This window comes from Phaeodactylibacter luteus (genome assembly GCF_007993045.1).
GTDB classification, from domain to species: Bacteria; Bacteroidota; Bacteroidia; order Chitinophagales; family Saprospiraceae; genus Phaeodactylibacter; species Phaeodactylibacter luteus.
Map to the genome: position 1 here is coordinate 1 of NZ_VOOR01000007.1, position 16598 is coordinate 16598.

Sequence of the window (16598 nt, forward strand, 5' to 3'; positions counted from 1 at the left end):
GCCGCTTACTAGCCGTGATGTGGGAACGAATGTAAACTTCGTTTTTACCATAAGATCACGATTTGTTTGAAATAAAAAATTGGTTAAAAAAGGTCGTTATTCTTGATGTACAAGAAGCAGCCGTTAAACTGCTCATTGCCAATTTTTTATATTAGGTCGTCTTAAGTTTTGGCGTAAGCCACTTGAAAATCAGGACACAAATTATACAATTATCCACAAAAAACGGAAAGCAGGCGACAAAATTTGGGCCCAGCCCCACTTAAAAAGCCCCTCGGGCATCGCCATTGGTCCTATTGTAAGGAATGTTGAGGAAATCCAGAGAACCTGGCTTCACACGAATGTAAAAGCTGTAAGTGCCCCGCTGCGGCTGCCAGCTTGCTCCCGCTTCCCAGCAATGCAGGTCGCGTGTAAACCCGAGAGAGGGATAAGTGATGCCCTTTCTGACAAAGTCATAACCAAAACTGCCGATATTGATGAACCAGTTTGGCGTAAGCTGTACACTGCCATTGAAGTTGATCGCGTTGGTGCTTATGAATAAGGTGTCCCGCCCGTCTGCCAGTGCGTCCCATTCAAGTGCCATGTTGTGGCTGATGCGGAAATTCTCGAAAAGGCTCAAAAAGTCGGTTTCCTCTACCCTCTCCCTACGCCCATCCTGCCGTTCCCTAGCCTCCTCTGCAGTGGTCTCAGTGACAAGCTCCTCTTCTTCCCCAAAAAGGAGCGCTCGTATTTTACCGACCGTAATATTGGTATTAAACCTGGCCGAAGCGCCGTCGAAACGCAAAAGCTTCTGATCTGCCTTCCACCTCAGCTCATCGATACGCCTGCCATTGGCATCCGTATTATAAGGATCGAAAGTAGCTCGGACCCCTACCGTGGTCATCCCTTTGAACATACGTGTGGTGCCCGAAAGGTTAACGGGGCTCCACTGTAAGGAGTCCGCCGCAAAGTTGTAATTGCCAGAGACGATGATGTTGTCGAACAGCTTCAGCTTCTCCTCTGTAGAATCTTTTTTGGAAAAGTATTTGGCCTCGAAAATGTTGTTGATGCTGTAGCTCAGCGCCATTTGCTCCCCACTAGCCGAGGGGGCGCCAAATATCCCGCCCTGGAAAATGGAATACCGGTCGAACATATCAAGGGTATTGGGGTCTCTGACTTCCCGGAAATAGCCGAGCTCTTCGCGGGTGTAGTCGGGCGTATAGCCAAAGGAAAGGCTTGGCTTCATGACGTGGCGGAGCCCTCTGAGCTTGCCATTGCCAAACCGGACCGTACCGAATATCTGTGTATTCAGGCTGATGCTGGCATTGAACTGCCGGTAGGCTTCGAAGCCAGAGACCTGCCGCTCCACCACCTCCCCATAAGAGAGGGTGTCAAAAGTGACCTTCCCGCCGTCCACCAAAGTATCTACGCGCAGAGCAGAAGGGTCGAAATCCCTGCGCAGGGTCCTTAAGTACCATACCTCATCGTAATTCACGGAAGGGTTGAGGTTGAAATAGCGCAATACCTTGAAGGACGTACCTGCATTGACCCTTTGCTGCACCCCAAATTGTGCATTATCGAGAGTCTCCTGAGTAAAAAGCGTAGAGTCTACCGCCTCGAAGCGGTTGCGGGCTTCCGCATTGTAGCGCAAGGTGATGGCTTCATACCATTTTTCCGGCCCGGCCCTGTTTTTTCGCTTGAACGGGTTGAGGGCCTGTGTCTGGAATTGCAAGTTGGGGAAGCTCACCGAAACAGCGCCAGTGTTGGAGTTCTGGCTATGGTTAAAAGAAGCTGCAAAGTTGAGGGGCTTGTCCCTCCAAGTTTTTGAGAAGGTCAGGTTGGAGCGCAGCTGATTGTTCTGTACCCGCTGATCATTAAAAACCCGCTGCTGGTAATTGTTGGTCTGTATGTTTATCGAACCCCCAAAATTGATAGTGGGATGGGCCGAGCGGTCCTGCTGATGGTTCCACTGGAAAATAAAAGACCTTGGCCTGGTAATCACTCCTTCATCATCCTCATTCCGCCTTATATCGTACCCAAGCTTGAAGTTGCCATTGTACTTATAGCGCTTATTGTACTGGGAGATGGCATCTACCCCAAAGGTGCCTTTCAGGTACACCCGGCTGGTCAGGGAGAGGTTGAAGTGGTCCCCAAGAGGGAAATACCAGCCTATGCCTTCCAGCCCAAACCCCCATTGGGGGGAAAACTGATAGTCCCGGGGGAAAAGCAGCCCGGTCTGCCTGCCTTGCGAAATGGGGAAAAAGCCAAAAGGCAGCCACACTGGCGTGGGGACGTTCATGATTTCCAGGTTGGAAGGCCCGACCACGACCAGCTTGTTGGGCACTACTTTTTGCTTTCGGCTGCGTATGCCGAAGTGGGGTTCTTCATGTGTACAAGTGGTGAAGATGGCATCGGAGCTGTACACTATATTTTGCGCTTCCCCGGTGCTATCTGCAGGCTCCTGGGCCAAAAACTTAGACCGGCTGCCGCGCACGATAACGTCTTCCTGCTGAGTGACGACCTCATACACTACCCCGCGCTTGGAGTTGAAATTGTACCGGATGCTATCCGCCGTGAAGCTTTGCCCGCCGTCTGCAAATTCAGGAAGCCCAGCCTGCCGCCCCAGGCTGTCAGGCATGCCTTCTGCTGTGACGATATTGGTTTTCCAATTGAAGATAATGTGTGCCGCTTTCAGGGATATATTGGTATAATTCACCTGCGCCTGCCCGTAAAGATGGACCTGCTCATTGGCCAAGTCGTAAATCATAGAATCCACTGCGCTGTAATCCACCGGCGCATCGAGCGAATCTTTGGACAGGATGATCGAGCTCATGTCCAAGCTGGTATTCACGGCAAGGGTATCCAAGAATGTAGGCAGCATCGTATCCTTGCGCAAAGAATCCGCCACAGGCTCCTCTCCTTCTTCGGGCGGCAAGGTATCCACCACAGCAGGCAACAGCCCTCCGGCAAAAAGCGTATCCACTTTGGGCGCAGCGGGCGGGATGCTATCCTGTGGGCTTGCAGGCTCCTGTGCCTGCAAACTGCTGTAGGCCAGCGACAGGAATAATATTATTATTGGTAACTTTGTCTTCAAGAATTCAATGACTTATATATGCGTCTGAAGAATGCGATAACCTTCCTACCAACGATGCTTGTCTGGATTGTGCCGCTGAGCGCTGCCGGGTTTAACATTTCGTTATCCTTTCCCCCCCTGGCCTGTGGTGCTACGGATAGTACCTTAACAATTCCTGAGCAGGACAGCAGCACCGTTTGCGATTACAGCCAAGAAAGCGGCAAAGGTATCAAACAACCGCTAATCAGCGAAGCAGATTACAGGATAAAAACCGTAGTCATTGATCCCGGCCACGGTGGCCACGACCCCGGGTGCCTGGGCGGGCACAGCCGGGAAAAACACCTGGCCCTCGGCATCAGCCTCGAGCTCGCAGCAGCGTTGAGGGCTCAACACCCTGAGCTGAACGTTATCCTTACCCGCTCTACCGACGTTTTCATCCCCTTGCACGAAAGGGCCGCTATCGCCAACCGCAATCAGGCCGATCTATTCATTTCCATACACTGCAACTATATGCCTGGCTCCGCAGCCACCAAAGGCAGCGAGACGTATGTCATGGGCCTGCATACCGCCGGCCACAACCTCAAAGTGGCTAAACGGGAAAACGCTTCCATATTGCTCGAGGAGGATTATGAAGCCAATTACGACTACGACCCCAACTCCGCAGAGGGGCATATCATGCTGAGCATGTTCCAGAGTGCCTACCTGGAGCAGAGCATCCTGTTTGCAGAAATGGTCGAGCAGCAGTTTGCTTCCAACGGCCGCAAAAGCCGGGGCGTTAAACAAGCAGGCTTTGTCGTGCTGAAAGAAACCACCATGCCCAGCGTTTTGGTAGAAACCGGCTTCCTTAGCAATGCCATTGAGGAGGCTTTCCTCATGACACCCGATGGGCAAAAAGCTATTGCCGGTGCCATGGCCCAAGCTTTCGAGCAATACAGAAGGGCCATAGAAGCTGCACCAGAAGACCAGCCACTGCAAGCCGTGCCTCAAGCTGCCCCCACCGCCCTGGCCTCCGTTGAGCAGCCCGTTTACCCCCCTACGCCAAAAACTGCAGCAGCGCCGCAAGAGCCGGCACCGCATCAACGCCAACAGCTCACTGCCCGTACACCCGTAAACACACCTCCTCCTCCTCCTGCCCCAACCCCTGTCTCCCCATCCCCTAAAATCATCACCATCCGGGGCACGGAGGCCGAACCGGCAAAAGCCTCCCCGCCCCCAACAGCTGAAAAACAGCCCCAACAGCGCCCAGCGCCAGCGCCCATTACCTTCAATGTGCAGCTAGCTGCCTCTCCCAGGCCTATCGATACCACCCACCCCAAATGGGATGATACCGGATACCTTATTGAAGTCATACAAGAAGGCAAACTCTTTAAGTATCAAGCCCGCAATTTCCTTACCCTGGAAGAAGCGCTCATCGCGCGCAAAGCACTTGAAGATAAAGGCTTTAAGGGGGCTTTTGTCGTGGCTTACCAAGGCAGGGAGCGCATTAGCCTGGAATTGGCCCGGCAGATACAGAGCCGGCCCTAACTTTGATTATTCAGAAAATAATTACAGTTTTCTGCCAAAGCAGGCTACCTTTGCACCGCTTAAACCGAACACGGCTATGTCAAACGAAGTAAAGGTTGGTATCCTGGCAATTGTCGCCCTCGCAGTTTCTTACTGGGGCTACAAATTCATCTTGGGCAGCAACGTCCTGCTCAAGTCAAACACTTATACCGTCTACTACCCACAAGTTGACCGCATGCAGGTTGGCACTCAGGTGTTTATCAACGGAGTGACCGTGGGCAGTGTAGCCGATGTTTCCCTGCTCAATGATATTGACCGGACCGTGAAAGTGGTGCTCGACCTCAACCCGGACATGACGATACCCAAAGATACCCGCGCCGTGATCGTCTCCACTGGGTTTATGGGCGGGAAAGCGGTCTTGCTCGAGTACGACAAGCCTTGCTCGGGCGATGACTGTGCGCAGTCAGGGGATACCCTCGAAGGGGTTTACAAGGACCTCTTGGGCTCTATGGTAGGCGAAGATGCCGTCGCAGATTATATGTCCATTGTGCAGAAGGGGCTGAACAACGTTCTGGACTCCCTCAACGCAGCGCTGCTCAGCGAAGACAGCGGCTCTCCCGTAGCAGAGGCAGTCCGCAACTTAAACCAGACCTTGGCCAACCTCAATTCCTCCACTGGCCAGCTCGACCGCATGCTGCGAGCATCCTCCGGCAATATACAGGGGTCTTTGAAAAATGTAGAGGCCATCACCGCCAACCTGCAGGCCAACAACGAAAAAATCAGTGCCATCCTTTCTAACGCAGACAGCCTCAGCAGCCAGCTCGTGGCAGCAGACTTACAGGCTACCATAGCTGAAGTCAATGCCACTATCGCTCAGCTCAAAGGCACACTGGCCAAAACGGATAGCGCCCTTGGCAATGTCAATGGCATTGTGGAATCTATTGGGGCAGGGGAAGGCTCTCTGGGCAAGCTCATCAAAGATGAAGCCTTGTACCAAAACCTGAACGATGTCAGCCGCAAAGCAGATTCCCTCATTACCGATTTCCAAGACCGCCCTTATCGTTACATGCCGCTGAAAAGCCGGCGGAAAGTTGAAAAATACGACCGCCAAGACGCCGCTTCGTCCAACTAATGGTGGAGTACCTGCCACGCTCTATTCGCAGCTTTTTGTACACTTTAGCCGTTAAGCAGGCATTCCTTGCCCTGTGGTGAGCTCAGCCGGCGCTTCCGCAGCTCCCGCCTGCCCAAGCCAAAGTACGGGGTAATCAGCTGCTGCCCCACGGAACGCCTCCCATTGCGCAGCAGCGTGAGCCCGGGCAGCGGTGAGGGTTGGAAAACGGTAAACAATCTCCCCTTTTGCTAAAACCGGCTCGAGCAATGCCCTGTAGCCCTCTCCCAGCTCATCCGCCCCAAGCGATACATCCGCTACCTTGTCCCCTACCGGCCGTGAGCCATCATATTTACGATATACCTGAAGCCGGCCGGGCACCGACTGCTTAGCCGCATCTTCAGAGTGTTTGGCTTTGCCTGCCCATTCCCCATTGGCTTCCATTATCGCAGAAAGCTTGTAGACGCCACCTAGAGAAGGGCTGCCATCTGCTGTAGCCAGCTTCGTGCCTACCCCCCATACCGAAATAGCGGCCCCTGCGGCCTTCAGCCGGGCGATCTCCTGCTCATCCAGATCATTGCTCGCTACGATTTTGGCATCATGCAGCCCGGCATCGTCTAACAATTGCCGAGCGGCTTTGCTCAGCTCCTTCAAGTCGCCAGAATCCAAGCGTATACCTGAAAGCGTATGCCCCCTCCCCTTCATCCAAAGCCCAACTTCGACAGCTTTGCGCACGCCCTCAAGCGTATCGTAGGTGTCTACCAACAAAATAGTATTGCCCGGCATCTGGGCCGCATAGGCAAGGAACGCCTCCTCCTCCGTACTAAAGCTCATCACCCAACTGTGGGCGTGAGTCCCTCTGACGGGTATGCCATAAATACGGCCCGCCATGACATTGCTCGTAGCGTGGCATCCTCCAAGAAATGCCGACCGGGAAGCGGTCAGTGCACCGTCAAGGCCTTGCGCGCGCCGCATGCCAAACTCCAGTACCGGATCGCCTGCAGCAGCTGCGGCGACTCCAGCCGATTTGGTGGCGATAAGGGTAGAAAAATTGACCAGGGTCAACAAAGCCGTCTCCACCAGCTGGCACTGAAGCAACGGGCCTTCCACCCTCAGCAACGGCTGATTGGGGAACAAGAAGGTGCCCTCAGGGGCTGCATGTACATCTAAGCTGAGCTCCATCCGCTGTAAGTAGTTCAAAAACCCTTCATCAAACAGCGGGGCGCCCGTGCCATCTTTCAGCCCCCCCAGATATTGGATGTCTGAAGCAGAAAATTTGTAGTGGCGGAGGAAGTCCACTGCCAGCTCCAAGCCCGCTGCAATCGCTCCGCGCCCTCCAAATGGCGGCTTCCGGTAGAACAGCTGAAAAGCCGCCCGCTGCCTGTACTTGCCTGTTTTCCAATACCCGTACGCCATAGTGAGCTGATACAGATCGGTCATCAGCCCGAGGTGCCCGGGGTAAAGCTGGGAAATGTGTGTGGCAGGCATTTTCATATACTTAGTTTTAATTTCAAACTAAGTTAAGGTTTGTTTGGTTCCCGCGCAAGCCCCGCACTAAAAAAAGCGCCCCTGCCCTACACCGGGCGTGAACCAAATTGTCGCAGGCGTTGACGCTACCCTGGCTTTAGGCTGGCATTGGCCTAGCGCTGCGAAGGGGTGGCAAGCCCGGTAGGGCCGAGCGGACAGCGAGCCCCGGAGCATAGCGGCACCTGCCCGCTGGCAGGGGCAGGCCCCTATACTTTCGGAAGGGGCAAGCCCTATCCCCCAAAAAAAACGACAATCTGGTTTGCGCCCCCTGCACCTGACCAACCCCCGGGGCCCGGGCTGCGTTATTAAACCGGACCAAACCACAAGCAATGCCCTCTCAACCGCTACACCTGCTTTTGCTGCCCGCCTTGCTGCTGCCGGCACTGTGCCATGCGCAAGCCTGGCAGTACCACAAAGACTTTGAAGGCCGCTTTGCAGTAGAAGTGCCCGGGGAAATGGCCAGTAGCACAGACACCGTAGAGGCCCCTGTAGGCCAGCTGGTTTATCATACCGCTTTCTATCAGCCGCCAAAAGCGGACAAAGCATCCGACAACCTCATGTACATGGTGAGCTATTGCGACTACCCGGAAGGCACTTTCCACAAAGACAGCCTCTCGCTCACTACAGCATTTTTCGAAGCGACTATGGACGCTGCCGCCTTTTCCGTCAACGGTGAGCTGCTTTATCAGACCGAGCGGGCATACCGGGGGCAGCCCGGGCGTTTTTGGCGCATTGACTACCTTGACGGCAATGCCATCATCAAAACTTGGGGCATACTTGATGGCGACCGCTACTACGCTGTTCAGACAGCCACGGTGAAAACCCGCAGCCTCAACACCTCAAGCGACCGTTTTTTCGACAGCTTCCGCATCATACCCCCTGAAGGGCTGCCGCCGGACGAATAGTCAGCCCTCCTATTCTTCATGCCGCCCCTTGCTCAGTTAGGGCAATGGCCCGCATTTGCTTATTTTGGGGCCAGACCAAACGAAACCGCATGCCCAAGATTGCTATTTTCCCCGGATCTTTCGACCCCATCACGGTAGGACACGTAGACCTTGTAAAACGGGCCCTCCCGCTTTTCGACCAAGTCATCGTTGCCATTGGGGTGAACAGCCAGAAAAAATACCTGTTCTCCCTAGAACAGCGGCTGCAGTGGCTCGAAGAAGTCTTTGCCAGCGAGCCCAAAGTCCGGGCTGGGCAGTTTCAGGGGCTCACGGCACACTATGCCAAAGCTACCGGTGCCCGCTATCTGCTCCGCGGCCTGAGGAATGCCTCCGACTTTGACTACGAAAAAACCATCTCCCAGCTCAACCACATCGTGGGCGAAGGCATAGAGACCCTTTTCCTCATCAGCCAGCCGGCCTATTCCCACATCAGCTCCACCATCGTCCGGGAGATCATCATCGGGCAAGGAGATGCAAGCCCTTTTGTGCCGGGCGAAATCCGGGAAGCCATCCTCAACAGCCCCCGCTGAGCACATCCGCGCCAACCCGACAACCGTTTTCATGGGCCTCCCCCTGCCTGAAGGCATGGGGCCGCTATGCTCCGGGGCTCGCTATCCGCTCGGCCCTGCGGGCTTCACACCCCTTCGCAGCGCTAGTCCGGCTCCGCTTTGATTGCCAGGCAATGCCAGGGTTATGCCCACCCTTTTGGCGGACAAAAAACTTGGCGCTTGCATAAACCGACCGTTCGGTTTATTTTTACAGCATACCACCCATCTGATGCCATGTCCAAAGCACAACTTACCCGCCAAAAAATAGTATCGCACACCGCTGTGCTGTTCAACCAAAAAGGCTTTGCCGGCACCTCTATGGAAGACATCACAGCCGCCACCGGGCTTTCCAAAGGCGGGCTATATGGCCACTTCCCCAACAAAGAAGCCATTGCGGTAGCCGCCTTCGAACATGCCGTACAGCAGATACGGCTCAAAGCCAGCGCCTATACCCGCCCCCACGAGCATCCGGCAGACAAGCTGCTCGGGGTCATTGAATTTTACCGTCAGCACATCCTTTCTCCCCCTATTGCCGGGGGCTGCCCGATACTGAATACCGCGACGGAATCAGATGACACCCACCAAGCACTCCGCGCATGCGCCATCAATGCCCTAGCCGCTTGGCAAGCCAGGATAACACAGCTGCTGACCGCTGGACAAGGACAGGGGCTCATCAAGCCCGAAATACAGGCAGTGGATTTCGCCATCTGTTTCATCGCATTGCTGGAGGGCGGCATCATGTTCGCACAGCTGCACAAGAGCAGCTACCACTTTGAAGCCGTAGCCGCCCAGCTCTCACAAATGGCAGAATCGCTCCGTGCCTAACCCACAACAACAATATGGATACTGCAAAAACGCTTGACCATCTTCAGACACAGCACATCCCAGACCGTCCAGAGCGCCCTACGGATTACCCTTGGGCCCTGCAGCTGATCCGCCTGGCCTTTCAGACCCTCGGGCGCCTCTTCCCGGGCAGCATGGCACGGCTGGCCTACCGGCTTTTTTCTACCCCAAGGGGCCGGGCCCGCCACCGCAGCAGCGACCCCTGGCTAGAAAAGGCACGCCTCTTTGAATTCCTGTACGGAAAACAAGTGCTCAAGGGGTACGAGTGGGGCTCAGGGGAAAAAGTTGCCCTCTTGGTGCATGGCTGGGAATCTCGGGGCACTGCCCTGAGGAGCTTTGTGCCCGCCCTATTGGAGGAGGGGTACCGTGTAGTAGCTTTTGACGGCCCAGCCCATGGCGATTCAGCAGGCAAACGGACAAATATCGTCCATTTTGGCGGTGCGGTGCGGTCCATCCTCAACCACCTGGGCCAAGTGCACAGCATCATTTGCCATTCTTTTGGGGGGGCATCCACCGTCTTTGCCCTGTCCAACCTGCCAAACGGCCACCAAGTGGAGAACCTCGTCCTGATCGGGGTGCCCAGCAAAATGGAACGGGTACTGAACGACGCGCTCGACACCATGGGGGCGCCAAAAGCCGTGAGGCGGAAGTTCGTACAGTTTGTAGAAAGGAAGGTCAAATTCCCCATACACCACGCCGATACGGCCAAAGGGGACCTCAACGGGAAAGTAGGGAGGATACTCGTCGTGCACGATGAGGAAGACCACCTCGTCCCCTTTGAAGAAGGGCAAGCCATTTTTGAAGCCCAAGAAGGAGCCTGCATGCTGGTTACCAAAAAGCTGGGCCATTTTAAGCTAATGAAAAATCCGGACCTCATACAGTACGTAGCCCGCTTTCTCAGAGGTGGCTGATGCCCCCCCTTTTGTCTTTTGCCCGCCCTCCCGCTACAAGAAAAGAAGGAGAATAGCAAAATTTGCTTATTTTTAGCCAGTTCAGAAACGGGGAAACTTTACCCGCAAAAACATCATTAACCGGCAAACATGAGACTAATCTTACGCTTCATTCCTCTCCTCTTTTTTGCAAGCGCACTCACTGCTCAACCTGTAAACGACGATTGTGACGGGGTCATTGACCTTGGCACGCTTCCTGCATGTACCGAGGACGTTTATGATAATGTTGGCGCTACAGCCTCCGATATTGGCTTTGGCAACATCCCTGCCTGCTTCAACGGTGGCAGCGTTCAGCGAGACGTGTTTTTCTCTTTCACTACAACTGCAGACCTTACAGACGTCACCATCACCCTTACCGGGGTGACAGACGGCGCTAACGGCAGCATTCTAAACCCTCAGATAAACGTTTACCGTGGCTTGTGCGCTTTTGACAACCTCGCCGACCTTGGGTTTTGCGTATCGGCAGCTGATGGCGAAGCTACTGCCCAAGTCGATATCCTTGGCTTGAGCCCAAACACTACCTACTTTATCCGGGTCAACGATTACTCTGCAACAGGCACTCCAAATTCGGGAGATTTCACCCTCTGCATTGACGAGTACGTCCCTGCCATCAATATCGGCGACTCCCCGGGAACCTCTGCCTGCTTTGGCACCCTTTACGATTCCGGCGGCCCGGAAGAAGATTACGGCAATGGCGAAAACAATACTTTCACCATCACGCCAGCCAATTTGTTCGAGTGCCTGGAGCTTGAGATACAGTCGTTCAATATTGAGAACAACTTTGACTTCCTCAACGTATATGCCGGCCCCAATACCGGCTCTCCCCTGATCGCATCTTTCACCGGCGCCAGCCTTGATCCCATTCAGCTGCAAGCGAGCACGACCAGTGTCACGATAGAGTTCACTTCGGATGGCAGTGCTACACAGGCTGGCTTCGAACTGACCTGGAACTGCAGCCCGATCGCCTGCGACGGGTCTTCCATTGACAATCCTACCGTCATCAACGGCCTGCCTTTTGAAGATGATGGGTATACCACCTGTGGCGCTATCGCTACTTTTGCGGAATCGCCCTGCGGCACCGCCCCCTTCCTGAACGGCGAGGAGTTTGTTTTTGCTTACGACTCCCCCGGCGGGTTTTGCGCTACGGTCTCTGTGACCGATGCTGCCCCGGGCACAGGCCTGCTTATCCTCGACGGCCCGCCCAACGATCCGGAAACGAGCTGTGTGGGCATAAGCGAGACCGGGACCATTCAGGGCGCGAACTTTGAAGATGCCGGCACCTATTATATTGTGGTCGCCCGCGCGAACGGCTGCACAGATTTCGGGCTTTCCATCACCGAATCAGATTGCAACCTCGAACCTTCGCTCGAAAATGCCTTGTGCAATCCGCTCAATGGCTGTATCTCTCCTGATGCACTGCCTTCTGTTTTTGTCTTCAACCAGGGCTTTGAGGACATCGCTTTCAACCAGGGGCTGAACGATGGCTGCTGGTTCAACACCGGCTCTACACAGCCCAACTACTATTGGTTCACCATCGAAGCCCAGGCTGATGGCCCATTTGGGTTTACCGTACAGGCAGACAACCCTGCAGAGGCTTCCGATATCGACTTCCAGGTGTGGGGGCCATTTACGCGTGAGCAGACTTGTGAAGACCCCGATTTTGTGGTGAACTTCATTGAGAACAACCAGCCAATACGGTCTTCCTACGCTGGCGGAGCAGACCCTACAGGGCTAGCCTCTATCCACCCAGTTACTGGAATTGAGGTGCTCGATGAGTACGACTGTGCCCCAGACCCTAACGGCAACGGGGACGATTTTTGCCGGGTGATCGACTGCCAGGAAGGCGAAATTTATGCTGTGCTGATCAATGACTGGGGCGATGATATTGCCAGTGGTGCTATATCCATTGATTGGATTGCTTCAGACCCCGATGTCCTTGCCCCGGTCACTGCTAATATTGCTGTGAACGATACCGCTATCTGCAGCGGCGAGAGCGTTGCGTTGCTGGTGGAGAGCTCTGTGAGCGACATCACCTGGCTCAAAGACACGGCTACCTTGTCCTGCCTCGACTGCCTCGACCCGATTGCTACGCCTGAAGAGACCACCAACTATGTAGCCATCATTGATGCCGTCTGCTATCAGGATACCGTCGAAGTCATTGTTGAAGTGTATGATGTAGACGCAGGCCCTGACGTTACCGTTTGCCGGAACGAAGAGATCGAGATCATTGCGGGCAGCAATTTCCTGGACGCAACCTATGAGTGGGATGCCCCTACAGGAGTAACGCTGAGCTGTACCAACTGTCCTAACCCGACCATTAGCGCAGACGCGCCCGGAGACTATGTGCTCACCGTAACTCTGTTTGCAAATGGCTGTACCCTGGAAGACCAAATGACGATGACCGTCCTTCCTCAGGAAGCAGCACAATATGAAATCAGCGATGACCTTGAAATATGCTTAGGCGAGACCGTTTCCATCGGCGGGCCGGGCATCGCGGGCGTTGATATCACCTGGAGCTCAAGCCCCGAAGGTTTTGTATCGGCCCAATCGAACCCTGCTGTTACGCCAGATACGACTACGCGCTACTACATCAGTGCCATGAACCAAGAATGCCCCCTGCCTACGATTGATAGCGTAGATGTAAGGGTTTTCATACCGCCAACCATTACCGTCGCTAACGATACGGCTGTGTGCCAGGGCGATTCTCTCATCTTGGGCAATACCATGCTCCAATCTGGAGTCGTTTATCAGTGGTCCGGGCCTTCGATTATCGATAACCCTGCCAACCCTAATACGCTAATTTTCCCGCAAGAAGAAGGCACGTACACCCTCACCGCCACTCGCGGCGCTTGTGTGGAAACTGCAACGGTAGACGTCACCATCACCCCTATCGCGATAGAAGTATTGGCTGAAGATACCCTTCGGATCTGCCGGGGCGTAGATGTCGTTGACCTTAGCGCAAGCATTACGCCCGCAGCAGAAACCCCGATATGGACTTCCACTCAGCCCGGGTTTGATACTCTGGTTGCGGCTAATATCACAGTAAGCCCGGAGTCTGTATCCACTTACTACGCCGAAGTAGCCGTGTCTGGATCTTGTTTCCGGATCGACTCCGTAGTCGTATTGGTCGACAGCCTACCTTCCGACCTTAGCCTCGCCCCTTTAGATACGACCATCTGCCAGGGTGAAATCATCACGCTGCAATCGCCAATTTATGAGCCGGGCGACTTCCCCGGCATTGATTTCCAATGGGGCCCACAATCGGGGCTGGAAACCCCAGACTCTCTTTACAATATGATTTTGACCGGTCAGGACACCATAGACTATTTCCGGGTAAGCACCCTTGGCGTCTGTGAAGACACGGCTTTTGCGCGGGTCAATGTAAACCGGGTGCCCATCATAACCATCTCGCCTATGGACACCACCATCTGTCCGGGCGATCAGGTACAGTTCCAGGTAGAAGTAAATGGGACCGCCACCGAGCAGGGCTGGGAAACTAATGCAGATCAACTGTCCTGCGATGACTGTTTGGACCCTACTACACTCCCGCTTGGCAATACCACCAGCTTTAGCTATAAAGCGACTAATGGCGAATGCCCTAGCGAGGTGAGCGTGCAGGTCGAAGTCCTGCCAACCCCTCCTTTTGAATTAGAAGGCGATATGGCCATCTGCTTGGGCGAATCCATCACCCTGATCCAAGGTACAGACCCGGATGCGGTTTACACTTGGACTTCCACAGACCCTAACTTCGGAACTGTGGCCGATGGTGCGCTGAATATTACCCCTACCGAATCGCACACCTACTATGTTGCTGCTACCTATGGCATCTGCGAGCCGGTCGTTGACAGCGTGCTGGTTGAAGTCATTGGGGATGTCGTCATCGATATTGTCCCTAACGACTTCATCATCTGCCCAGGAGATTCTACGGATATCAACGTAGCTGCCATCGGAGGGTCTAGCAGTGACAGCTATGAGTGGTCGGGCAGCGATGGCTCTACCTTCTCTGGCCGCAGCATCACGGTCTCTCCTGCTGATTCTACCGTTTATGTGCTCAATTATATCAGTGGCGGCGGCTGTACAGAGCTGACCGACTCCGTGCTGATTGAGGTAGAAGACATCGTAGACCTACAGGACATTACCATCACGCCCGATACGGTCTATGTTGAAGGCGATGATGTGGCCTTACAGGCGATTTACGAAACGACCTTTGACCCAGCCAACCTCACTTTTACCTGGAGGCAGGTTGGCCCAGATTCTACCTTTGTCATCGCCACCGGAGCAGGGCTGGATGTCATTGACTACACCCTTGACAACCCTGGGGAATACGGGCTGCAGGTCGAAATCACCACAGCCGTTGGTTGTACCTACATCCTGACTATTCCGGTTGAAGTCCAGGAAATTAAGGTCAATATGCCCAACGCATTCACTCCGAACGGTGATGACACCAATGACTTCTTCAATTTCCTGATTTCTGCGAACCCGGATAAAATCGAAATCCTCGAGTTTAAGATCTTCAACAGATGGGGGCAAGTCGTTTATGACAACGACACTCCAGAAACAGGATGGGACGGCAGGTTCAACGGCAAGGATCAGCCCTCTGAGGTCTACTACTACCGCGTGCAGCTGGCCCGCCCCAATGGGTTTGAGCTGGGCACTTTCCAGGGAGACCTGACCCTTGCCAGGTAAGGCAACAACGGGCGTGAACCAAAATGTGGCGTTTAAACTTTTCGGGCTTTATAGTCTGACATCGGCCTAGCGCTGCGGAGGGGTGATAAGCCCGATAGGGCCGAGCGGACAGCGAGCCCCGCAGCATAGCGGCACCTGCCCGCTGGCAGGGGCAGGCCCCCTAAAAAAACCGACACCCGGGTTTGCGCTCGGCAACAACTTAGTTCTAAAAAGCCGGTAGCTGGAGGCCCTAGCTACCGGCTTTTCTTTGCCCTCCAACGATAGGCCAGCTTATCCCGTAGCCAGCAAAGCATTTACCCTCAGCAATCCCGCTATTGACATCAGGTCTGTGATCTCTCCTGAGCAGGCCATCTGTAAAGCCTCGGCAAAAGGCAGCTTCCTCACCCTAAGATCTTCCGTATCTTCCGGAGCGGGCTGCCCCTGTACCAAGCCCCGTGCCAAAAAGATCGCCCCGGCCTCGTCCGTAACAGAGTTGGAGGTGTGAAAATCCATGATGTGCTGCCACGACGCTGCTTGCAGCCCTGTTTCCTCCAACAGCTCCCGGCGTGCACTTTCCAGAGGGGCTTCTGCCCCGATCGGGCAGCCGCCTTCCGGGATTTCCCAACTGTATCTGCCTAAGGTATACCGGTACTGCCCGACTAGCCAGGTATTGCCCTCTTCATCCAAAGGCACAATGCCAACAGCTTGGTTCTTGAAGTGGACCACCCCATAAACCCCTTCGGAGCCGCCAGGCGTGATGACTTCCCTATGGGTCACCTTTATCCAAGGGTTATCGTAAACCGCTTTAATAGACCTTGTTTTCCAGGGGCTTTTCATCTTGCTTTTTGCACAAAGAAAAGAAAAGGAAGCCTATCTTAGGAGCGCATGATCAAAATGAGCCAACTGTTATGAGCAAGAAGAAGACCCTAAAGCATCTAGACCGCGCCGACCAACGGCTGTCAGCCCTACTGCGCCATCTTGATAGCCGGGACAATGCCACCCTCAATCAACAGCCCTCCACAGGCGGATGGTCGGTCATACAGATTATGCACCATTTGATCTTGGCTGAAAAAGCATCGCTTGGCTATGTCCAAAAAAAGCTCAGCTTCAACCCAACCCTTAAAAAAGCAGGCATCGCTGCGGAATACCGTTTGCAGCTTGTGAATTTGCTTTTCCTGCTGCCTAAGCCCTTCCAAGCCCCTGCCGGAGTTGGCGATGAGGCCCTGCCAAAAGAAGCCGACTACCAAACGACCAAGGAGGAATGGCTCAACAACAGAAGGGCTTTGCGGGCTTTCCTGGCTGACTTGCCGGACGAGCGGTTTGGCAGAGAGCTCTACAAGCATCCGCTTGCTGGGAAAATGACGCTGAGCGGGATGGTACGGTTCTTCGGCACACATGTAAAACGGCACTTGGGCCAGATTGATCGGACACTGAAAGATGTTGAAGCCTAAGCGCGCTTAG

11 protein-coding genes are annotated in these 16598 nt (G+C 54.3%); 8 read left to right on the forward strand and 3 right to left on the reverse strand.

Annotated elements, in window-relative coordinates; genetic code table 11:
• Positions 1-259 precede the first annotated feature (259 nt).
• Complete coding sequence (locus tag FRY97_RS04640; RefSeq protein WP_147166271.1) at positions 260-3070, reverse strand: putative LPS assembly protein LptD; 2811 nt, start codon at positions 3068-3070, stop codon at positions 260-262.
• A gap of 54 nt (positions 3071-3124) precedes the next feature.
• Here FRY97_RS04640 and FRY97_RS04645 point away from each other — a divergent pair, with 54 nt between their 5' ends.
• Together FRY97_RS04645 and FRY97_RS04650 are read left to right on the forward strand one after the other, a co-directional pair.
• Positions 3125-4573 (forward strand): N-acetylmuramoyl-L-alanine amidase family protein, encoded by a 1449-nt coding sequence (locus FRY97_RS04645; protein ID WP_170254501.1) that lies wholly within the window; start codon positions 3125-3127, stop codon positions 4571-4573.
• Between the two features lie 76 nt (positions 4574-4649).
• Positions 4650-5684 carry an MlaD family protein gene (locus FRY97_RS04650; protein ID WP_170254502.1) on the forward strand — a complete coding sequence of 345 codons (1035 nt, stop codon included), beginning with the start codon at positions 4650-4652 and terminating at the stop codon, positions 5682-5684.
• A gap of 51 nt (positions 5685-5735) precedes the next feature.
• On the opposite strand, the gene pncB is transcribed toward FRY97_RS04650, so the two are convergent.
• Positions 5736-7154, reverse strand: a complete 1419-nt coding sequence (pncB, locus tag FRY97_RS04655; RefSeq protein ID WP_211356810.1) for a nicotinate phosphoribosyltransferase — start codon at positions 7152-7154, stop codon at positions 5736-5738.
• 362 nt (positions 7155-7516) lie between these two features.
• On the opposite strand from pncB, the gene FRY97_RS04660 reads away from it, so the two are divergent.
• The 5 genes from FRY97_RS04660 (at position 7517) to FRY97_RS04680 (ending at position 15158) form a co-directional block, all read left to right on the forward strand.
• Complete coding sequence (locus FRY97_RS04660; RefSeq protein WP_147166274.1) at positions 7517-8092, forward strand: hypothetical protein; 576 nt, start codon at positions 7517-7519, stop codon at positions 8090-8092.
• Between the two features lie 89 nt (positions 8093-8181).
• Entirely contained in the window at positions 8182-8661 is a 480-nt protein-coding gene (gene coaD / locus FRY97_RS04665) for a pantetheine-phosphate adenylyltransferase (RefSeq protein ID WP_147166275.1), read from the forward strand.
• A gap of 198 nt (positions 8662-8859) precedes the next feature.
• Positions 8860-9504 (forward strand): TetR/AcrR family transcriptional regulator, encoded by a 645-nt coding sequence (locus tag FRY97_RS04670; RefSeq protein WP_147166276.1) that lies wholly within the window; start codon positions 8860-8862, stop codon positions 9502-9504.
• Between the two features lie 14 nt (positions 9505-9518).
• Complete coding sequence (locus FRY97_RS04675) at positions 9519-10433, forward strand: alpha/beta fold hydrolase (RefSeq protein WP_147166277.1); 915 nt, start codon at positions 9519-9521, stop codon at positions 10431-10433.
• A 129-nt stretch (positions 10434-10562) separates the two neighbouring features.
• Positions 10563-15158 carry a T9SS type B sorting domain-containing protein gene (locus FRY97_RS04680; RefSeq protein WP_147166278.1) on the forward strand — a complete coding sequence of 1532 codons (4596 nt, stop codon included), beginning with the start codon at positions 10563-10565 and terminating at the stop codon, positions 15156-15158.
• 270 nt (positions 15159-15428) lie between these two features.
• On the opposite strand, the gene FRY97_RS04685 is transcribed toward FRY97_RS04680, so the two are convergent.
• A complete protein-coding gene (locus FRY97_RS04685; RefSeq protein WP_147166279.1) occupies positions 15429-15974 on the reverse strand; it encodes an NUDIX domain-containing protein in 546 nt (181 codons plus the stop codon).
• 71 nt (positions 15975-16045) lie between these two features.
• Here FRY97_RS04685 and FRY97_RS04690 point away from each other — a divergent pair, with 71 nt between their 5' ends.
• Positions 16046-16588 carry a DinB family protein gene (locus FRY97_RS04690; protein WP_147166280.1) on the forward strand — a complete coding sequence of 181 codons (543 nt, stop codon included), beginning with the start codon at positions 16046-16048 and terminating at the stop codon, positions 16586-16588.
• Positions 16589-16598: the final 10 nt, after the last annotated feature.